This is a genomic window from Acinetobacter sp. Swhac1 (genome assembly GCF_013390985.1).
Classification (GTDB): domain Bacteria; phylum Pseudomonadota; class Gammaproteobacteria; order Pseudomonadales; family Moraxellaceae; genus Acinetobacter; species Acinetobacter towneri.
Genome location: NZ_JACASN010000003.1, coordinates 30,469 through 50,918 on the forward strand (window position 1 = coordinate 30,469; position 20,450 = coordinate 50,918).

Annotated in this window: 16 protein-coding genes and 2 pseudogenes; 12 read left to right on the top strand and 6 right to left on the bottom strand. The window is 35.2% G+C overall.

Translation table 11 applies throughout. From position 1 onward, the window contains the following. Nucleotides 1-289: 289 nt before the first annotated feature. Nucleotides 290-517, top strand: coding sequence for a type II toxin-antitoxin system VapB family antitoxin (gene vapB / locus HX743_RS02005; protein ID WP_178318371.1), 228 nt, complete (start codon nt 290-292; stop codon nt 515-517). Beyond that, the gene (vapC, locus tag HX743_RS02010) at nt 518-922 is read left to right on the top strand and encodes a tRNA(fMet)-specific endonuclease VapC (protein ID WP_178318372.1); all 405 of its coding nucleotides are present in this window, start codon (nt 518-520) and stop codon (nt 920-922) included. A 98-nt stretch (nt 923-1,020) separates the two neighbouring features. Here the strand turns inward: vapC and HX743_RS02015 are convergent, their stop codons facing one another. The 5 genes and pseudogenes from HX743_RS02015 to HX743_RS02035 all read right to left on the bottom strand — a co-directional run bounded on the left by HX743_RS02015 (nt 1,021) and on the right by HX743_RS02035 (nt 7,252). Beyond that, a complete protein-coding gene (locus HX743_RS02015) occupies nt 1,021-2,670 on the bottom strand; it encodes a dynamin family protein (RefSeq protein WP_178318373.1) in 1,650 nt (549 codons plus the stop codon). A 90-nt stretch (nt 2,671-2,760) separates the two neighbouring features. Further along, nucleotides 2,761-4,401 carry a dynamin family protein gene (locus tag HX743_RS02020; protein ID WP_178318374.1) on the bottom strand — a complete coding sequence of 547 codons (1,641 nt, stop codon included), beginning with the start codon at nt 4,399-4,401 and terminating at the stop codon, nt 2,761-2,763. A gap of 164 nt (nt 4,402-4,565) precedes the next feature. Further along, nucleotides 4,566-5,177, bottom strand: a complete 612-nt coding sequence (locus HX743_RS02025) for a hypothetical protein (protein ID WP_005157459.1) — start codon at nt 5,175-5,177, stop codon at nt 4,566-4,568. 482 nt (nt 5,178-5,659) lie between these two features. Next, nucleotides 5,660-5,800 (bottom strand): annotated as a pseudogene (locus HX743_RS02030) (IS5/IS1182 family transposase); the annotation flags it as partial. Between the two features lie 183 nt (nt 5,801-5,983). Continuing rightward, nucleotides 5,984-7,252: an integrase family protein gene (locus HX743_RS02035; RefSeq protein ID WP_178318375.1), complete on the bottom strand. Its 1,269-nt coding sequence runs from the start codon at nt 7,250-7,252 to the stop codon at nt 5,984-5,986. Nucleotides 7,253-7,644: 392 nt separating this feature from the next. Between HX743_RS02035 and HX743_RS02040 the strand changes: the two genes are divergently transcribed. Both HX743_RS02040 and HX743_RS02045 read left to right on the top strand, forming a co-directional pair. Continuing rightward, complete coding sequence (locus HX743_RS02040; RefSeq protein ID WP_178318376.1) at nt 7,645-8,865, top strand: tyrosine-type recombinase/integrase; 1,221 nt, start codon at nt 7,645-7,647, stop codon at nt 8,863-8,865. 1,677 nt (nt 8,866-10,542) lie between these two features. Further along, complete coding sequence (locus HX743_RS02045) at nt 10,543-11,532, top strand: hypothetical protein (RefSeq protein ID WP_178318377.1); 990 nt, start codon at nt 10,543-10,545, stop codon at nt 11,530-11,532. Between the two features lie 40 nt (nt 11,533-11,572). On the opposite strand, the gene HX743_RS02050 is transcribed toward HX743_RS02045, so the two are convergent. Continuing rightward, nucleotides 11,573-11,911, bottom strand: coding sequence for a helix-turn-helix transcriptional regulator (locus tag HX743_RS02050; RefSeq protein WP_178318378.1), 339 nt, complete (start codon nt 11,909-11,911; stop codon nt 11,573-11,575). Between the two features lie 126 nt (nt 11,912-12,037). Here HX743_RS02050 and HX743_RS02055 point away from each other — a divergent pair, with 126 nt between their 5' ends. The 8 genes and pseudogenes from HX743_RS02055 to HX743_RS02090 all read left to right on the top strand — a co-directional run bounded on the left by HX743_RS02055 (nt 12,038) and on the right by HX743_RS02090 (nt 20,430). Then, the gene (locus tag HX743_RS02055; RefSeq protein WP_178318379.1) at nt 12,038-12,760 is read left to right on the top strand and encodes a hypothetical protein; all 723 of its coding nucleotides are present in this window, start codon (nt 12,038-12,040) and stop codon (nt 12,758-12,760) included. 25 nt (nt 12,761-12,785) lie between these two features. Then, complete coding sequence (locus HX743_RS02060) at nt 12,786-13,247, top strand: hypothetical protein (protein ID WP_178318380.1); 462 nt, start codon at nt 12,786-12,788, stop codon at nt 13,245-13,247. A 17-nt stretch (nt 13,248-13,264) separates the two neighbouring features. Then, nucleotides 13,265-13,984: a hypothetical protein gene (locus HX743_RS02065; RefSeq protein ID WP_178318381.1), complete on the top strand. Its 720-nt coding sequence runs from the start codon at nt 13,265-13,267 to the stop codon at nt 13,982-13,984. 39 nt (nt 13,985-14,023) lie between these two features. Further along, nucleotides 14,024-14,581: a hypothetical protein gene (locus HX743_RS02070; RefSeq protein ID WP_178318382.1), complete on the top strand. Its 558-nt coding sequence runs from the start codon at nt 14,024-14,026 to the stop codon at nt 14,579-14,581. A 1,102-nt stretch (nt 14,582-15,683) separates the two neighbouring features. Continuing rightward, nucleotides 15,684-15,842, top strand: a pseudogene (locus HX743_RS02075) (type I restriction-modification system subunit M N-terminal domain-containing protein); the annotation flags it as partial. Between the two features lie 155 nt (nt 15,843-15,997). Further along, complete coding sequence (locus HX743_RS02080) at nt 15,998-16,363, top strand: hypothetical protein (RefSeq protein WP_104498412.1); 366 nt, start codon at nt 15,998-16,000, stop codon at nt 16,361-16,363. Between the two features lie 180 nt (nt 16,364-16,543). Continuing rightward, nucleotides 16,544-19,420: a type I restriction endonuclease subunit R gene (locus HX743_RS02085; protein WP_178318383.1), complete on the top strand. Its 2,877-nt coding sequence runs from the start codon at nt 16,544-16,546 to the stop codon at nt 19,418-19,420. A 35-nt stretch (nt 19,421-19,455) separates the two neighbouring features. Beyond that, the gene (locus HX743_RS02090; RefSeq protein ID WP_178318384.1) at nt 19,456-20,430 is read left to right on the top strand and encodes a hypothetical protein; all 975 of its coding nucleotides are present in this window, start codon (nt 19,456-19,458) and stop codon (nt 20,428-20,430) included. Nucleotides 20,431-20,450: the final 20 nt, after the last annotated feature.

Genomic DNA, 20,450 nt, shown 5'->3' on the forward strand with positions numbered 1-20,450 from the left:
AACAAAATCATAGTCTTAGGTATTTATGCAACAAAGCCTTTTATCTATTAAACCGAGATATAAGATTGATTTTAGTGCTACTGATCCAAATACTCCTTAACCGCCTTAGCCAAAGCCATCATTGGTTTTTTAAGATTATCTTGAGGAACATAAAGACATTCATCACCATTCACATAGAGCTTAGACTCATCCCGATCAAAAAGAATGCTGTGATTTCAGTCTAAATACTCAGTAGAACATAATAAAAACATGCTATATACTTTATGTATATAGCATAGGAGTATCAAACATGCTGACTTCTGTTTTTATGAATAATCGTACCCAAGCCGTGCGTTTACCCAGTATTTACCGCTTTTCTGAATCCACTCAAAAAGTCTTTGTCCGTATGGTGGGAGTGGAACGTGTGATTAGTCCCGTAGAACAAGTGTGGGATAGCTTTTTTGATGATCCTGATCTACAACTTTCTGCTGATTTTGAACGTGGTGAGCAAATCTCAACAGAACGAGAAGCATTCTAAATGTTGAAATATATGCTGGACACCAACATTGTAATTTATACAATGAAGCAAAGACCGATTGAAGTAAAAGAAAAATTTAATGCGGTTTCAACTCAACTGTGTATCAGTAGCATTAGTGTGGCAGAATTAATTTTCGGTGCAGAAAATAGCCAAACGCCTGAAAAAAACTTAAAGATCATCGAAAACTTTTTATCACGCTTACAAATTTTGGATTATGGTGTAGATGCTGCAATTCAATACGGTAATATCAAGGCACATTTAAAGAAAATAGGCACACCTATTGGTGAGAATGATTTACATATTGCTGCTCATGCTCGAAGTAAAGGATTGATACTCGTTACGAATAATACAAAAGAGTTTGAGCGAGTGCCTGCTTTACAAATTGAAAATTGGGTCAATGGATAATTCATTGTAAAGATGATTTTAGCCAGTCCAATCGAATAGCTGCGGTTCGACAAGCTCACCGACCCGATGTGGTGGCTGAGCTTGTCGAAGCCAAAACTCTACTGATCCAAATATTCCTTAACCGCCTTAACCAAAGCCATCATTGGTTTTTTAAGATTATCTTGCGGAACATACAGTCGTTCATCACCATTCACATAGAGCTTAGACTCATCCCGATCAAAACGAATGCTACGGATTTGATTGAGCCGAGTCACAAAACGCTTTCCAAGCATATCCTTACAATACAGCTCACTATGAGTTAAAAATAACCCATTTTCAGCATTTTTAAAAATGGTGGTAGTATCCATTAGCACCAGTGGATCATCATTATACTTACCGTACTCACCATCACCCTCAAAAGCATAAGCTTTGATAGCTTTATCAACCTTTTTACGCACACCGTAAATATCATCAATCAAATAGCTGCCTGCACTTGGGTGACTAATTTCATTTTCATAACTTTCTAAAATACTTTCCAATGAACGACGAGTCGGTTGTACAGCTTGAGCTTGGTTTCTAATTTGTTCAGCTCGTGCCAATAAATCCTGTGCTTTCTGCATTTCAACGGCTTGGCGTTGACGTTCCTGTTCATCAGCAATTGCTTGGGCTTCTCGTTCAAGTTCGGCCTGATATTGGGCAAGTGCTTCCTGACGTTGCTGTTCAATCGCAAACTGTTGCGCTAAATAATGTTGCCATTGTGTTTCAATATCGACATTTGCCAGTTGCGCTAATTGATAAATTTGTTCAAATAAATTTTTCTGGAAACTATCCAAATCCACCTGATGATGCAGTTTAGAAAGATGGGTTTTAATTTCTGCAAAATATTCAACAAAATTATCCAGTACCGATAAAATCTGTGGCTGAGCATTCCAGTCTTCTAAATATTGATTTAAAAGAGAACGATCAAAGCCTTGAGACTGTCGAGCAGAATAGGTGAGTACGGCTTCCGCTTGAATGCCGTGTTGAGCGAGTGTTTGAGCCGTCACAGTTTGAATCAGTTCTAAATCAATTTCAGTCTTTTTATCAGCACGGCTAATAATAATCAGTTTGGGAATATCGGCTTTTAGTGTTTTTAAAAATTGTAGGTCACTTTCAGAAATGACACCTTGATCCGCAGAAATCAGCCAGATAATCCGTTGTGCATCATTAAGTTGAACTTTGGCAATGTGGGCATCACAGTTTCCTTGTTCGGAGCTTTCAGTGTTGCTATAGCCTGGTGTATCGAGGAAAGATAAATTTTGCCAAGGAAAATGAGCTTGTTCTACAATAATTAAATCAATACTATCGATTAAAGCCCTATCATCCTGCTCGGCATGATGGGTTAAATTTTTAAATTGCTCCGTTGAGAGCGTTTGAGCTTCTCCTGACTTTAGAATTGCAGTAATCCGATTGTCTGTACCTTGTACCAAATAAGTTGGAATAGAGGTTGTTGGATCAATTTCCACGCTCAGTAGTTTTTGTCCCAATAGCCCGTTGAGAAAACTGGATTTGCCTGCACTAAATGCGCCACCAATACCAATAATAAAACGATTGTTGAGCTGAGGTGAGACACAGAGTTTATAGAAATGATCTAACTCATGTTGAAAATCCAGCCCCAATTGATTTGCCTGATCCAGAGGTAAATGGGTTTTAAATTGGGTAATATTCTGTTTAAAGTATTGTTTAAGCTGTTGGTATCTATCTTGAATATCGGTAGGTATATTTGACATTTTAAAGTCCAGTCTATTGGTTTTATAATAGGTTGTCTGACAGATATTATTTATACTGCAAAAATATAAATAATATCTGCTGGTTAAAAATTAAGGATTCAGTGCTTTAATAACCTGATTCAGCGTCGTGAGGTCTTGTTGATAGATAGCACGTTGTTGTTCCTGTTCAGCTTCACCTTGTTGTAGTTGTTGCGCCAATTGAGCTAAGGCAAGTTGAGCTTGTTGATATTTTTCATCAATTTGCTGCTGAACGTTTTGTTCAACCTGTTGTAACTGTGCAGTCAAAATTTGACGCAAATTTAATTCTACTTGTGCCATAACTTGTGGAATGAGGGTTGCTTGCACATAAGAGCGAGCTTGCTCACGTTGTTCAGCCCGTTGCTGTTCTTTCTGGCTATCAGAAATAAATTTTCCCAAAATGGTGGAAATAATTGGAATAATCACCGCAGCATAAGGGAAGCTTCTTAGCACGATAGGGAGTAGAGTTGCTGCACCAGTCAAGATTGTTGTATTCAATCCATCATTGTCAGAAGCTTCAAAATTAAAATTTTGATTGATTTTAAGTTGTTCAGGTAATTCTGATTCAATACGATGTAAATATTTTTCCACCAACGGTTTAAAGTAACGCTCCATACCCTCGGTCATGCCAATACGCACAGAGTAGGTAATCTGTTGTTGAATGTCGCTACCTTGATGAAGCACACTATTAGCGAAACTATCGGTTTCACCTGTTAAACGACTACGGATATGTTGAGTAATCTGTGACAATACATCATTAAAACGGCTGTTAATCTGTTGATGCTCTTGCTTTAATTTTTGCTGAAAGTGCTGCATTTCCTCCTGCATTTCAGTTTGTTTTAACTTCAAACTTTCGAGATCAAGGTTGTCCTGATTATTTAAAACTTCAATATGTTGTTGCAAAGTCGCAATCGTATCTATGGATTGCTTGACCACCATTTCTTTAAAACGTTGTTCACTACGTTGTTCCAATTCCTGTAAAGCAGCGATAACCGTATCAAACTGTTTACGGGACGCAGCGACTACATTCAGGTAATTATCGGGTGGTAGGATTGCTTGCACCTGTTGTTTGACCTGCTGTTTAATTGCTTCTATATCTTCGGCAGAACGTTTGTCACTTTTAGAAATAATGACCAGTACAGGCGCTTGATGTAGGGCTAATTCTGCAAGAAAATTTTTAATACTTTCCTTGAGTGTACCCTCCTCAGAACTCACCATAATGCAGTAGGCAAGACTACGTCCGAGATAATGATGAATTGCCTGACTATGTGCCTCTGATTTAGAGTCCAATCCTGGCAAGTCTGCTAAACATAAATGGGGTAAAGACTGGAGTAATGGATTATTGAGTTTGACCTCAACATGACCATTTGCCCCCAAATCGTCAAAATCTTGAGATTTTAATTGTTCAAAGGATAATTCCTTAACAAACTGATTATCTTTAAACCCTAAAATTTGATCTGTTTCTGCAAAACTGATTTCTGTTGCCAAATTACTGGCTGGATCTATTTCAACTGCCAATAGTCTTTGAGCCAGTAACGCATTAATTAATGAAGATTTTCCTGCACTAAATGCACCAATCAAAGGAATGCGGACTTTAAAGTTCTGACTATTTTTTGTCAGTTCTTGAAATTTGTTGCTATCAAGTTGGTATTTTTCATACAGGTTTTGAATTTTTGGTAAATCCTGAATGAGTGTTTTTTGCTGTTGAAACATCTTAAACCCCTGATTGTATAAGTATAACTATTTATAACGAATTGATTTTTAATCTAGTGATGATTATAGGAGATAAATCATTTAAAAAAAGACTGAACCAAAAGGACTCAGTCTTAGTTTGACGCACTGGTTTGATAAAAATATTCAATTACCTGAAATCTGTACTATTCTTTCAGTGCTTGTGCCAGTTCGGGCATTTCATACTGTTCCAGTATTGTTACCAACTCTTGAAGAACCTTGCGAGTCTCTCTTTCGTCAATATTAAAAGTATCCCGATAAATTTCTGACACTTTATTGCCAATACCATGAATAAGTTCACCAATGATAGAGGGTTCAACCATACCGTATCCACCACCACGAGGTCGATTAAATATGTCTGAAAGACTGGTATCGTTATTGGACATTGTTGCATTGGATGTAATTAATTTTGCCTTTTGCAATAAAGGAGCCAGTTCAGCAAGTGTGTGCTCAGGCAAAAGATCGCTGAGTTCCTCATCGACTAACCGTAAAATAAGGGCTTGAGTAATGCTGAGTCCCTTGACTGTAGTCTCAATCCGTTTCCAACGCCAGCTATATGGCATACAGTCACGACGACATTCCAGAGGAAATAACTTTTCCAGTAAATTTAAGTCACGCTGTATAGTACGCTGCGTAGCATCAATTCCTTGATTTCTTAAATGAGTTTCTATATCTGCGGTACTCACATATTTGCTATCCAATAAAAATTGAATAATTTTCCATTGTCGGCTGATAACTTTCGATGATTCTTGACTCATGATGTACTCAAGTAATTTTTTGCCAAGTGTAATCGTCTTTTTTAGGAAAATTAAGAGGATAAAATATATAGTAGGTCGTAGTTTGACGTACTTAATTGATTGTTTTCTTTTATAATAATTAGCGTGTAAAAAATAAATTATTTTTTGAAAAAAGGGACACAACCTGTCCCTGTGGCAAGATAGGATGACAGATTATTAATCTTCGGAGGCTGGTTCAGCAGATGAGGATGAGTTTTTCATTACAGCATCTATACCTGTATGAGGATCAACACCAAGGGCAGTACAGTACCGAATATATTCAATGACTGATGTGTGCTGAAAAAACAGGAGGTTTTAACTTGGTAAACTATGCATACTCATCAGGAGTTTACCATGAGCAAGAAACACAAGACGTATACGGCAGAATTTAAAGCTGAAGGGCTTTGTTGCATAAAGATTTTAAAGATAGAGCTTTCCTAAGTTGTTCAAATTTAAGTGACAACTTAGGTGTAAGGTCGGCCGAGCTCCCTAAACTTATTTAAGATAGCCACACGTGCATGAATCTCGTTGACTTGGCTATCAAAATTCCGAGCACTGAGCTTATCGCCTAATAATTTGATGCAGTGCATCTTGGTTTCTACTATATGCGGGCCAATTGGTTGTGCGGTAGATTTTTTGTGTAGGCTTCTTCATTTGGAAATTATATTGCCGAAGAAGCCTTTAAGAACAGCTTTATGCAACAAAGCCATTCAGAATTGGAAAGCTGCCATGAATCGCTTTAGTATCATGTTTGAAGAGCGTGTAACCAAGTATTTTTAAAACTGTATTTACACAGAATTATTTATACCCTCATTAATGCCATTTCGCACTTGTTGCAAAATCCAGTCCTCATATTCTTGCAGTGTTTCTCGTAGCATATCCATAGGTCGTACGATATAGTGTCTTTCAACTAATGCACTTGGTTTATGACCTGATATCTGTGCTAAAGATCCTTCATTGATTTTTGCCCATATAGCTAATGTTTTATATGACCTTCTCAATCCATGGGGTGTAAGTTCAATATTTAGTTTTTTACATATTTTCTCTAAGCTATCGTAAGGATTGACAATATGACCACATTCAGCACCCTTACTGCTAAATATGAATTTAGAATCAGAATTTTTCCTTAGTTCTAAAAATAGGCTTTCAACATATGCCGTCAAAGGGATTAGGCGACCTTCATCTTCAATTTTATCTCTGACTTTTGCTGTTTTCCAACGAAAATCGACATCTGTCCATTTTAATGAAAGCAGCTCATTCTTTCTGCAACCAGTGATTAAACTACATATCAAAAAAATCGCTATTTTTCTATTAGTTAACTTATTTACCTCTTCAAACCATGGTTTTAGATGCTGTTTCATCAAACAATCATTTTTGGCTTTGGGAGAAGGGACTTTATCTTTAACTTTTTTTGAGTTATAAGATTTTGGAGGCACTAAGTTTTCATAATCCTCGTGTTCCTCACACCAATTGAGGAAAGCTCGTGTAAGTCGGTAAGCTTTAGCCGATGTTGTTGGACGGAAGTCATTGTGATCAAGCCAATCGCAAAACACATCTGCGGTTAATTCAGAAAGTTTGTACTCAAACAGTTGAAAAATGGGTTGACTGGTATAAACACTATTTTTTTCAGGATCGTAACCACCTCTAGATAATTCGATGTGGTCCTGATAACTTCTTGGTCGCCAATTAGGTTGTCTTGCTTTTAAATATTCAAACCATACATCTTTAAATTTAATCGTCTTACGTTTTTCTTGTTTTAACAGTTCTTTATTATCCGCTAAAGCTTTCTTACGCTCGATCAATGGGTCAATCCCTTTGTGACACATAATCGCTAATTCTTGTGCATACTTACGAGCATCATCTAATTTCCATATATCAACGTCACCAATTTTGATACGACGGTTTTGAAGACCAATACGACCTTGGAAAATGTAGCTTTTATTATTTTTAGGTGTAACTTTAACACCGAATCCTGGGGTTTTCTCATCCCAAAAAAAAGTTGGTTTATTTTTGTCTGAGCAATCAATTTTATCAATAGCAGGTTTTGTTAACTTCATTCTAGTAAGCGTCTGGTAAGCAAGTAGTAAGCAAAATCAATATATATTAATCAACAAAAAGAGTGAATAATAAAATTTTAAAATTATATAAGCATATGATAGTATTGATTTTATATATGTTGCTTGTTGATTTTTAATTACTATGTAAACGGACTCATAATCCGTTGGTCGACAGTTCAAGTCTGTCTGGGCCCACCAATTTTTTGTAATCATATGCACAGCTTTGCAATGATTTCATATATAAACCCATGAATTATAATGATTCATGGGTTTTTTATTTCTGCTTTTTGCGCAACTATGTTTGGCTATGCACAGCTTTATTTGGCCCTCTTGTGTATCCAATCTTGTATCCGATACTCTTTCTGCATTACTCGGATACAAGAGATTTTGCTATGAAAAGAGCGGCTTTAGATAACATCAAACAAATCAAAGATACCCATCTTCTTAATCTTGAACCTGAGGATAAGGAATATCGTATTTCATGTGATGCTGGGCTTTATTTTCGTGTATCACCAAAAGGGAAAAAAACTTGGCAAGTCCGCTTTAAGGATGAGGCGGGGAAGTGGAAATGGCACAGTATTGGAAGTTATCCGCAGTTATCGCTTGTAGCAGCTAAACTTGAAGCTTCAACTATTTTTCTTAAGTTACAGCAAAATGAAAAAGTATTAACAAAAAAAGAAATTGAATCGCAAAGAATAGAGGCACAACAACTTAATTTAAAAAGCTTAATGTATGATTGGCTTGATACTAAGAAAACAACTTGGGCTGCAATAACAATAAAGAAAGAAACTCAATCGATTGAAAAACGTATCTTATCTGTTTTTGGTGAATTGGATTTCACCAAAATTTCACCTCAACAATGGCTGACATTTTTTCAAGATATGCTTAGAAGTGAAAGTATTTACAATCGTGTAGAGAAATTAGTTTCACATTGTCGCAATGCCTATGATCTTGCAAAGTTTCATGGACAAATAGAGTCTAACCCTTTAGATGGCATTTTGAAGTATCTTGATAAAGGTAGCAAAGGGAATATGAAGCATGTCAGCCTTCAGGAATTACCAGATTTGGTTCAATCTATTCGAGGCTATAAAAATGCCCATACCGCGATTGCCTTGCAGTTACTCGTTATTCTTTTCCCACGACCACAAGAGTTGCGCTATGCAAAATGGCAAGATTTTGACTTTGAGAAAAAAATCTGGATAAAGCCTGCCGAAACAATGAAATGTGGTATTACCCATGTTGTACCTTTACCAAAACAGGCAATAGAACTGTTATTTAAATTAAAAGAAATTAGGACAGTATCGGATTTTTTATTTCCTAGCAGAGATAGCCTTATACAGCCAATGAGTGAAGCAACTTTAAATAATGCTTTGAAAAATCTAGGCTATCGAGGCCGTCAAAGTCCACATGGATTTAGACATATTGCAAGTACTGCCTTAAATAATCAATTCAGTGATAAAGAACAGGTTATTGAAGCTTGTTTAGCGCATAAAAAACAGGGTGTAAAAGCTGTTTATGACAAAGCTACACATTTAGAAGAACGAATTGAAATTATGCAATGGTGGGCCGACTATCTCAGTAATGTTACTGATAACATTAAAGCCGTAGCATAATTTTTTAATAAGACAAGGCTCGTCCCTAAGGGATCGAGCCTAATGCATTTGTTAACGCTCTTTGTTGAGCAGATGATTACGCCTGTACTGGCGGTTCAATTTTTTCATGCCGACTTAGGCCATATTCCATTTCATATTTCTACTGCTAGGCAATAGTTTTATGCTTGTCTAATCTGGAAGAACAAGCCACGATTTTTTCATGCTGGTGTAGCATTACCCTGATTTAAGTCTCAGGCAAACCCGTATAAGTTTATTTTCATCAGTGACCAAACTTCAGAATACTTAGACTATATCAATCTCGGCCTAGTCAAGGAGACCAATCCCCGACTGAGAAACACGACCAGTGTTCCATTAACCTTTCTTTTCTACATATTGTCCAACATGCTCACGCATGTGCCGACTCAAGTTTTCGCAATGAGCATCCCGACTGAAAAAATCGGAATGTTTTAGGATTCGCTTTAAGCTAGCTATCTCATTTAATACAAATCTTGCTATGAAGATTGGTATCACAATTTCCGCAAGTAAATACTTGCTTTATATGCGCTACTCACCATCGCTCCCACACTGAAAAAATACAGCAGACTTTTAACCAATTTAAGTCTTTTTATCCAGTGCTTCCCAAGTTATTTCAAAGTGTCTTAATGTGCAGACCGTTTATCCTCTCGCCTGTATACATGCTTCCTGTTTCCCCCGACCGTAGTTCCTTAAAAAATATCGGGATATGATGTATACATAACTTTGTAAAGGGTAAAACTCTTACACTCCAATCAGCATCTATCGATTAATGCCGTTACACGTTTAAGCTATCCAGCGACCCATTCAGCTTGCGCAAAATGGTGCCAGCTTTTCCAGCGTTAGCCTCAAAGCCCTAGTACCTTACGGCACTCTCAGCAGCCATCGTGATTGGAAATGAGCATACTTTTCCAAGTAAAAAAACTTGTTCGATCAAGCATACACATTCAGCTATTAACGGAGACTATCGCACATCCTATGCTGCTCCTGACTGTATCACTTTGAACAGGGTTTCAATGTTCCACTATTTTCATAATTTCACACCTAACTTGGCTATTACTAACCAAATGACCATTTCACGATAAATCGCTTATAGGCTCCCGTTTCCTTGTCGCCCAACCACTTTTTATTTGCTTGGAACTCTTAAAAAGTGAATGAACGGATAGAAAAAGGATATTGCAATCCTCTAGCCCCCGTTGCAACGTACCGAGCGAGGTTTCCCCAGCAGTCCGCTACATCGGCAGTATGAAGATGGTTAGTCTTATACTCAGGGCAATATGTATCAAAGTTTTTGAATGGTGGTCAGCCATTCAAACAACTTCAAAAAAGAAAGTTGGAATGGATGGTCAATCCACAATTCGATTGATATGCAGTCATATTATCAGAGTCAATTTATTATATCAATAATATTGATATAATATTTAAACAAGTATAAGATTTGCTGATCAAGGTTCGTAATGCGCACTAGGAACTACTTTATTGTCACCTTACAACGTGAGGTGACAGTGCTAGCGCAATTTGATTAATGCTGATGGCTGACGCGCTCAGCAAAATGGGAAATGTAGAGAAAATTATTGTTGATGAACAATTCAAAAATGGATGAAGAAATTTGGATTGAAGTGGATTGTTGATTGACATGAAAAGTGCATAGTTGGATGACATAAAATGATTGATTACAGCCCCCACACAAAATACACCGCACAAAAAATTCAAGATAAGGTCACAAGAGGATCATATTTTTACTGCAAATTTATAGTGCAAACTGAGTTAGGTAAAATTGATATTGAAAAGATTATTCATAAATTAACCGAAAGATACTTATTAAATTTAACCAGTCGGCAAAGAACATATCGACTAAAACAAGGATTACCTGTTGCTGATCTCATTGTTCAAGACATTCTTTATAAAGATGAGTGGTTATTTATCTTGTTGATCAAAACCCCTAATAGCCATCGTCACAGCAAAGAAACCATAGGCAAAGTGACTTCAACAACGAGTTCAGCATATACATCAAAAGATAAAATTGCTGAACTTGAACCTGTCATCTGGGACAAAATTACAGTCGCGCAAGAATTAACTTTTATCCGTCATTACTATAAAGACAATGAACAGTTTAATTTCATATTGAATAAACCTTATCTATGCTTAGATTTTGGTAAATATGAGGCTGAATTAGTACGGTTAAGCCATAAAAAGTATGCTGAACATCAAACTAAGTTTTACCGTAAAAGTAATAAGAATTTCTCATGGACGTGGCGATTTAAGAAAACTGAAGTAGAGAAACAAAAAAAAGAATTAACCCAAATTCTCAATCGAGTGATTTCACAGAAAGATCAGACCAAAGCGCTCAATGATCTTCTTGCATGGCAGAATTATTTTAAAGTTTATGCTGTATTCAGAGGCAATCGACAGCAGGCGGGACGTTTATATACCTTCGGGAAACTATTCTTTTTCAGTCGGAAAAGACAACGATGGGATCAGGCACAAATGCCGATGATGGACTTAACAATCATCGCGCGGTATGAAACCTATGCGGATTCTTATACTGAGTATTGTATGCGTAGATATTTTTATGAATCCTTTGAAGTTGAACTTCCACGAGAGATTTCAACAAAGGAAAATTGGCAGTTAATCAGTGAATACATTGAAATATAGGGTTTATGAAAAAATATCAAATATGCTTATATTTTAAATATTATATATTTTTTTTTCTGATATCTAAGGATGTTTGATTAATAAAATCTAATACTTCTTTCTGCTGTAATTCAGTTAAAAAATGGAGTTTTGTAACAAGTTCTGCCATTAAATTATCTTCAATAAAGAAGTAAGCTACAGGCACTTCTAAAACTTCAGCTATTTTTGTAGCCATCAGAAGATCAGGCGCATATTTTCCTGTTTCATATTGATTCATTCGAGCACTAGCCGAAGCTTCATCAATGCCAGCAAGTATTCCCAATCGTTCTTGAGAAAGCTTCTTCGCTTTGCGAGCAACCTTTAGACGCATTGAAAATACATTGGATTTTTTGCGTTCCATATGTTTAATAATCAATTTAAAACTAAGATTTTCTTAGTTTTAAATTGATAAATTACTAAGAATTGCTTAGTATTATGATCGGCATAGCTATACTTTATAATATTGATCCAACACTTAGAGGGTAAAATGGATAAGAATTTTTTATTTTTAGCGATTTCTTTCGCCTTAATTAATGTAACAGGGTGTCAACATATCCAAACAGCAGCAGACAGTACGGTAGGTGCTATATCGAAAGGAGTAAACGCCTATGATGGCTGGGTAAGTAAAGGTACTCAACGCGTATGGGATGAAATGTCAAATAAAGAAATACGAAACAAATTTTTAGTCCTTTCAAATAACTCTAATAATAATGTAATTGTTCTAAACCCATCATTGATCAATGATAAATTTAAATTAGAAAAACGTACAATGGGTTCAATTCATTTAGAAAAATATATTAATCATGAAGCAAATTTTAATGAAGCGAATCGAAAAATTAACAATGGTATTTATATTTCAGAAAAAGATTTAGTTTCAAAAATGTTTATTGAGCAAGCATTGGCTCAAGGGCATCAAGTTCGTATGTATAAAAAAAATATTAATAGAGATTTGAATAATGGATTAGTACAATCGATTACAGAATTTAATGGTGCTCAAAATCGTTATGATGTTGATCCTGCCTTTGTTGAATTTGATAAAAATGGCAGTCCTGTAGCCATTATGACACGCTCATGGCAAACAATCTCAGCCATAGGTGTTGATAGTCGCATATACACTAATATTTATTTTGCTCAAGATGCTCTACGTTGGTTTGAAAATAATTTTTCAAACCGCTATCTAGAAGACTCTTTAATTCGTACTATTCGTTAATCTTATAAATAAAAGTAGAAATCTGATGAAAAAATTATTATTGCTTAGTTTACTGAGTATTCTTGCAGCGAATGCCTCTGCTGCTTCTAATTGTTCAATCTCTTACACTACTGATGTCAAATTAGATGAAATTATTAAAAAAAATAATTTTGAATTTGAAAATTATGATGAGGTTTGCAATCGCTTAAAAAATTCGAATGCAAAAGTCGACTTACGCTATAGTTCAGCTATAGATAAACAACAAACTACGGCTGTTATAATTGCTCAAGTTATAGATAAAAATTTTCCTATACTTTCAAATAGCTATAAGCGTTCAATGTGGTCAAGTCAAGAACGAACAACCGCTATTGAAAGAGAACTATTAATGGGTGCAGTTAATGAGGCATTAAATGCCATAGATCAATCAGACATTCAGGGGTTGAATGAAAGTCGAAAAAAAATGGGTTTTAAAGCCTACCCAACTTCAAGCAATGTGAATAAAAAATAATAAATGGAAAATCTGGAATGATTAAATCTAAATTTTTATATATTGTCTTTTTAACCCTTTTGTTGGGAAGTGGTTGTAGTAAAAATGACCAGATGAATAGCGCAGTTGAAAAGTCATCGTCTAACTCTAAATCAAATGTGAATATCAGTAATGACCCAAATGCAAAATTCATGGCTCAACAAACTAGCGTGAATTCATTTGAAAGTAGTAATACTTATAATAACTATGGTTTTGCGTATCGCTATGAAAGCCGTAGTGGCGATGGTGAAGAGCATTTCTATAAATCCATTCAAGAGTTTATGAATAATGACATCACCAATCAAAGGAATATATTAGCTGAAACGTGGACCGAAATTTCTAAAGAGGAATATTTACAGACCAGACAGCTTTATGACGAAACCCGTGAGCTGATAGATTTACACCCCGAAATTTTACAGTCAACTCCAATTTATCAGAAATTTTTACAATTTCTAGAAGAACAGCAAGATCGACAAGCTGAATTTGAAAAAAAACGTGCTGATTTCAAGGCTGAGTTTGAACAACAAAGAGCTGATTTTAATGCTGAATTTAATCGAAAGCATGCAGAATTTGATAAGAGTTGGACTGAGTCAATGCAACCCTCTACACAATCAAAGAATCTAGATACAGCTCATGAAGAGGTGTTGGATGATATTCAAATAGAAGAACCTAAATTATCAGATCAAGAAAGTCAACCTGATAATACCAGTGTCCTATAACGTAATCATAACCAAACATTTTTTAATAGGAGATCATTCATGCGTCAGTTATGGGGTAGCGGTATTATTGTGTGTTGTATAGTGACTTCAATGTCAGTGATGGCAGCACCACAACTATTTAATGTAGAGCTAAAAGGTGCAACACGTGATCAAATTCGCTCAGCATTGCAAAATACCAATGTTAAAGTGGTTCGTGAAGACAACACCTACTGGATAGATAAATACAATTCCAATGCTGTATTGGAAGGTACTACAGAATTAAATTTTGGATATACATCCAATGGAAAATTTGCTTATGCAGAATATAAATTTCCCGTATTCATGGACTCAAGAAAAATTCTAGAGGTTGCAAATTTTGTTTCATCAAAATATGGAAAACCGAGCCAACGCTCAGGAAATCCTAGTCTTGGAGAAGCAAGTTTTACCTGGAATTTCAAAAATGGTATGAGTATTACGGCATATCGTGGTTGGCCTGATACTACAACGTATTTGAATTACACAGATAAAATAAATTATTCAAAAATGAACACTGAAATAGAAGCTGAACAAAAACGACAACTTCAACAGAAAGTGCAGCAACAAGGATCTGCATTTTAAATAAGAATTATGGGCAACATATCCTATAATAATTGAGTATGTTGCCTTATTTTCATATACATATTGACGTTATTTTATGCGCAATTAATATTAATCATAGCAAACCTTGCACAGCTCACTTCAAGTTTTACTCTGCCTAGCTTCACTTAGCAATCAGTGAAATTAGTCTCTATAGCAGGAACCGTGACCACTCATGATTAAAAATATGGATTCATTTAAACGGTCTTATGTACATTTCTTTCCAGTGGTCTTTTTTCCATTTTTAAATATTTTTCAATTTAGAAATGATGTGGACATTAAATCTTGGTTATTTAGAAATTTACTTGTCAGTTTTATAGTTATTTTGATCCCACTTTTTCTTAATTTAAGTATGATAATTACCAAGTTTTTATACAAAGATCAGGATAAAAATACAGAATATCGTGCAATAGGTTTAGGGTTACTATGTTTTATATTTCTGACAGGAATCAACTATTACCAATTTCAGAAATTCACAGTCGGAACAGACCTATCCATTGACTATTATCGCATGGCATTGATGCTAAGCTTTCTAACAGCCTGTTTCATATCTAGCCTGTACTTCACATTGAAATACAAAAACTATTCACAAACATGCTTAGTAAACTTTAATACAAAAACAATGAGATTTATGGCAAGTACAGCTATAACATTTCTAATTACAATGATTACTTTTTTTGTTGTCTAGGGCTTATTCGTAATTAAAAATCATTCTTTTTAAAATCCTATTATTTCTAGGGGAGGAGATTGCCAGTTTCCACGTCATATCTCAAAAACTGAAGATTGGACATTAATTAATGCGTATATTGATGCTGAATATGACCAACTTTAACAAACCGCCTTGTTATTTATTTTACTTATAAATATTTTTCTAAGCATATGTAATTTTGATATAAGACTTAATTTAAATTATGATACTTGAACCTGTTAATCTTTTAAAATCCAAATAAAACCTTATATATCAATATTATTGATATGTGTTTAGTGCGACAAATTTTGTCTTTCTATTTCCAATTTTGCTGAAAAAACTTTAATTTTCGGTACACTAGTCATGTTTTATTCATTTCATCGGACTTCTATAACAATGACCCAAGTACAACTGCAACAATTACAAAAACAACTTTGGAATATTGCCAATACTTTGCGTGGCACCATGGGCGCCGATGAATTCCGTGATTACATTCTGGGCTTTATTTTCTTTAAATATTTATCAGAAAAGTCGGTTATCCAAAACATAAATTCAGTGCAGTGATGTGGTCAAACAACATCATGCCGACATCAGAGGGTAGCAATATTTGTATCACTGGCTTAATCGAAAGCTATAAAGGTGTTCCTCAAATTGTGATTCGCTCTGTTGAAAATCAGATTTCAAGCTATTAAATACTTAAGGTGTTCCCTATGCTAAAAAAAATATTAATTACTTCTTTGTTGTCTATGGCGAGCTTAAATGCTTTTTCGCAGGAAATTAAAATTGAGGCAATTAAAGCTCCATTCCATGTTGGTAAGACCGTGATGGCATGTGGGCAGTTAGCTGAGATTAAGCATTTAGAAAATCGGCATTATTTAAACCTTGATCGAATGTATCCGAATCAAACGTTGACGCTTTTAGTTTGGGACAATAACTACAAATGGTTTGAAGAGCGCTTCGGTCGTATTGATGGCATGGTAGGTAAGCGTTTCTGTGCTCGAGGAACAATTGAAGAATATAAAAACAATTTGCAAATGAAGGTGAATAATCCTCAGTTTTTAAGATTAATGCACTGATTCTTTAAAAGTTTTCTATGTGGTATTCCTCTTATCAAGTCTTTAAATGAGATTAATGAAAAATATGCGTTGCAAAGATTTTGTTTAAATAGAGTCTAAAATTTGATAAATAGCTAAAACTATGCTTAGTTATTGTATTGGTTAAGTTGTTGTTAAATATTGATTTAAAGTGATGGTGAAATGACAGTACAAAGCGAATATCAACTTGAAAATGAACTGATTGCACAACTGCAAGGACTGGGCTATGCAACCGTTACCATCAAGGATGAACGCCAACTACTGTCAAATCTCAAAACACAAATTGAACGTGCCAATGGACTTGCACCATTATCAGAAACGGAATGGAAGCAGGTCATTAGCTTTCTCAATACAGGCACAGTATTTGAACGAGCTAAAAACCTACGTGACCAGTTTCCTGTTAAATTTGATGATGGTTCAAGTAAGCACATTTTCTTTTTATCAGATGACCCAAGCAAAAATGTATACCAAGTCACCCATCAAATCACGGTAGATCATCGTGATTTTAATGGTCGAACCAGCCGTTTTGATGTCACGCTCTTGGTCAATGGTTTGCCTTTAGTTCAAATTGAATTGAAAAAACGAGGCATGGAAATTGCCGAAGCCTTTAATCAAACGCAACGCTATATTCGTGAAGCCTATTGGGCTGGGCAAGGGCTATTTAGTTTTATTCAGCTTTTTGTCATCAGTAATGGCGCAAATACTCGCTATTACTCAAACGGTACGACTGGGATAGAGTTTGCCTTTCCATGGGCAGATGTCGCCAATAAACATATCAATGAAATTGTCGATTTTGCGGATGCATTTTTAAATCATCAGCATCTTACAGACATGCTGACTCAATACATGGTGATGTTGGAAACCAGTAAAAGTTTGATGGTGCTACGTCCCTATCAGATTTATGCGGTACAGAAAATTGTGGAGCATGTGCAAAACTCCAATCAGAACGGCTATATCTGGCACACTACAGGTTCAGGTAAAACCCTGACTTCATTTAAAGCCAGTCAAATCATCATGCAAATGCCTGATGTGGAAAAAGTCCTGTTTGTGGTGGATCGTAATGATCTCGATACGCAAACCTCACGTGAGTTTAATGCTTTTAAAGCTGAGAGTGTGGATAGCACAGACAGTACGCATACTTTGGTCAAGCAACTCGATCAACGTCATGACAAACTGATTGTGACCACTATTCAAAAGTTAAATCGTGCAATTAGCACAGACCGCTATTTAGAACACATCAATTATCTAAAAGACAAGAAAGTGGTGTTTATCTTTGATGAATGTCACCGTAGCCAATTTGGTGAGACCCATCAGAACATTAAAAAATTCTTCAGCAATGCGCAGATGTTTGGATTCACGGGAACACCGATCTTTGAGGAAAATAGTCAATCCAAAGCAGGTTTAAAACTCACCACAGATTATTTATTCAATCATTGTCTGCATCAATATGTCATTGTGGATGCGATTCGCGACCGTAACGTATTGCAGTTCCAAATAGATTATCGTGGCAAGTATACTGCTAAGGGTATGCAGAATAACCTCGATTATGACGAAGATGTTGAAGGGATAGATACCAAAGAGCTTTATGATAATCCGCAGCGATTAGAAATGATTGCCCGTTATATCGTTGATAAGCACGATACTAAAACCAAAAACCGTGAATTTACCGCAATGTTTTGTGTCAGTTCAGTGGATACCTTAACTCAGTATTATGAACTGTTTGAAAAGGTACAAGCTGAGAAGCAACAACAAGACGAAGCGGAGGGTCGATTATTTAAACCTCTCACCATTGCGACCATTTTCTCCTACGGTGCGAATGAAGCTGTTGAGAACAACGACCAAAATGGATTGATTCAAGAAGAATCAACTGATGCTCCGAGCCAAATCAATCAGTCTAGTCGTGACAAGTTGGATCGCTACATTGCCAACTATAATGCTCAGTTCGGCACGAATTATAACTCTGGTGATGGATTCTATGCCTATTACCGTGATATTGCAGATCGGGTAAAGAAAAAGCAGATTGATATTTTACTGGTCGTAAATATGTTCCTCACAGGCTTTGACTCAAAGCCGTTGAATACCTTGTATGTCGATAAGAACCTTAAATATCATGGTCTAATTCAGGCTTTTTCACGGACTAACCGTGTCTACAACGATAAAAAACCATTCGGGAATATTATTAGCTTCCGTAATTTAAAACGTGCCACCGATGAAGCATTGGCGTTATTTTCCAATAAAGAAGCACGGAAGACTGTGCTTGTCCCAAGTTTTGATGAAATCAAACAAGATTATGAGCAAGCGATTGAAAAGCTACTCAGTATTACGCCTGATTATCAAACAGTAGATGATTTAGTCACAGAAGATGAACAACTTGAATTTATTAAAGCGTTTCGTGAAGTAATGCGCTACAACGCTCAATTGCAGACTTTTATAGAGTACGATCAAGACCTGACAAAGTTAGATAAACAGCACTTTGCGAATTTTGCATCCAAATATGCCGATCTCTGTCGAGCGATTCGAAAAACCACCAAAAAAGAAAAAGTATCGGTTTTAGATGATGTCGATTTCCAATTGGATTTACTGCACAGCGACCGCATTAATGTGGGTTATATCCTGACATTGTTACAGATGGCAGTGAATGCTGAAACAGATGAGCAGCGTAAGAAATATGAAGCTCAAGTCCATGATCTGATTGGTAGTGATATTAGCTTGCATGACAAGCAAGATTTGATTCAGAAATTCATCGAAGAAAATATGCCAAAAATGATCAACGGGCAAAGCGTACAAGTGGCTTTTGCTCAGTTCTGGGATGCAGAAAAAGAACAAGCCTATCAGCATTTCTGTGAGCAAGAAAATTTAAAACCTGATGTGATGAAACAGGTTTTAGATAATTATGAGTTTAATAAACGTCTTCCACGTAAAGAGGAGATGAAAGAACTGCCAAATTATAAAGTGAAGCTATTTGAGCGTGATGGCGTATTAACCAATTTATTGGCTAAAACACGACAGTTGATTGAGAAGTTTTATACTGGTTTATAAATTAGTAACGCAGAATTTTAATTTGAGGTAATTAAATGGAAAGAGTTAGACAAGAAGATAAAGAAGAAGTAGCTATATTTCTAAAAAAATATAACAAAATTAATAGTAAGTTTATGAAAACTAAATTTATAAGTAGTAATCTTAAATTTACAACTTACCTTAGTATTGAGGAAAAGGATTTTCATGTTGAGAAAATTTATATATTGTTGGAGGATAAGTCTTTTACAAAAATGTTGGAGTCTGATTTAAAGCTAAGTGATTTAATTCTTTTTTCTAAAAAATATTATTTCTCAATAAAATATAAGGAAAAACTGGATAGTGGTGCAGTATATAGTGGAACTGAATTAAAAAATTGGCTCCATAAGCTTGAGTCAGCAAAAAATAAAATGATAAATTTATTAAATACATCTCCATTGTCGAAAACTAAGACAGCGGGTTTTTATTTAAGTTCAGGCTATGTTAATAAGATTGTTAATTATTTGAGAGAAGAAAAAATAATTGCTGTTATAGATATGGAAATGATAGATGTAAGATTTTATGAACTAAAAGAATATGCAGAAAAATATGATAATAAAGATATTGATAATTTTCTTGAGTATATGAAAAATAATAATTATATTTCTCCTTTAAGTGGTATGGAAGATGATATAAAAATACCAGAATATAAGTTTTTAAAAAAATCTAACGATATTTTACTAAGTACAAAAATATATAATAAATTAATTGATTATGTTGAATTTGTGGATAGTGATCTGCTTGATTTTTTTTACAAAAAAATAGAAACAGAAATATTAAATATGAAATCTCCACGAGTTGATAATACATCGCATAGAACATTCTTTATTAAAAGCATGTGGGATGTTGATGGAAAGGCAGAAATTTCTCCAAATAAAAGACCGTATAATATAAATATAATTTCTAAATTAATTCAAATTTTTTACACCGATTTAGATGTACTAAATGATGATGCCGCAAAGGCTAAAGTTAAAGAAATATTAAAAATAAAATAATTTATTTCAATTAGTTAGGT

What these genes read in the sequence shown, in the direction of transcription:
- vapB (WP_178318371.1), top strand. Translation starts at nt 290, where the DNA reads ATGCTGACTTCTGTTTTTATGAATAATCGTACCCAAGCCGTGCGTTTA.
- vapC (WP_178318372.1), top strand. Translation starts at nt 518, where the DNA reads ATGTTGAAATATATGCTGGACACCAACATTGTAATTTATACAATGAAG.
- HX743_RS02015 (WP_178318373.1), bottom strand. Translation starts at nt 2,670, where the DNA reads ATGTCAAATATACCTACCGATATTCAAGATAGATACCAACAGCTTAAA.
- HX743_RS02020 (WP_178318374.1), bottom strand. Translation starts at nt 4,401, where the DNA reads ATGTTTCAACAGCAAAAAACACTCATTCAGGATTTACCAAAAATTCAA.
- HX743_RS02025 (WP_005157459.1), bottom strand. Translation starts at nt 5,177, where the DNA reads ATGAGTCAAGAATCATCGAAAGTTATCAGCCGACAATGGAAAATTATT.
- HX743_RS02035 (WP_178318375.1), bottom strand. Translation starts at nt 7,252, where the DNA reads ATGAAGTTAACAAAACCTGCTATTGATAAAATTGATTGCTCAGACAAA.
- HX743_RS02040 (WP_178318376.1), top strand. Translation starts at nt 7,645, where the DNA reads ATGAAAAGAGCGGCTTTAGATAACATCAAACAAATCAAAGATACCCAT.
- HX743_RS02045 (WP_178318377.1), top strand. Translation starts at nt 10,543, where the DNA reads ATGATTGATTACAGCCCCCACACAAAATACACCGCACAAAAAATTCAA.
- HX743_RS02050 (WP_178318378.1), bottom strand. Translation starts at nt 11,911, where the DNA reads ATGGAACGCAAAAAATCCAATGTATTTTCAATGCGTCTAAAGGTTGCT.
- HX743_RS02055 (WP_178318379.1), top strand. Translation starts at nt 12,038, where the DNA reads ATGGATAAGAATTTTTTATTTTTAGCGATTTCTTTCGCCTTAATTAAT.
- HX743_RS02060 (WP_178318380.1), top strand. Translation starts at nt 12,786, where the DNA reads ATGAAAAAATTATTATTGCTTAGTTTACTGAGTATTCTTGCAGCGAAT.
- HX743_RS02065 (WP_178318381.1), top strand. Translation starts at nt 13,265, where the DNA reads ATGATTAAATCTAAATTTTTATATATTGTCTTTTTAACCCTTTTGTTG.
- HX743_RS02070 (WP_178318382.1), top strand. Translation starts at nt 14,024, where the DNA reads ATGCGTCAGTTATGGGGTAGCGGTATTATTGTGTGTTGTATAGTGACT.
- HX743_RS02080 (WP_104498412.1), top strand. Translation starts at nt 15,998, where the DNA reads ATGCTAAAAAAAATATTAATTACTTCTTTGTTGTCTATGGCGAGCTTA.
- HX743_RS02085 (WP_178318383.1), top strand. Translation starts at nt 16,544, where the DNA reads ATGACAGTACAAAGCGAATATCAACTTGAAAATGAACTGATTGCACAA.
- HX743_RS02090 (WP_178318384.1), top strand. Translation starts at nt 19,456, where the DNA reads ATGGAAAGAGTTAGACAAGAAGATAAAGAAGAAGTAGCTATATTTCTA.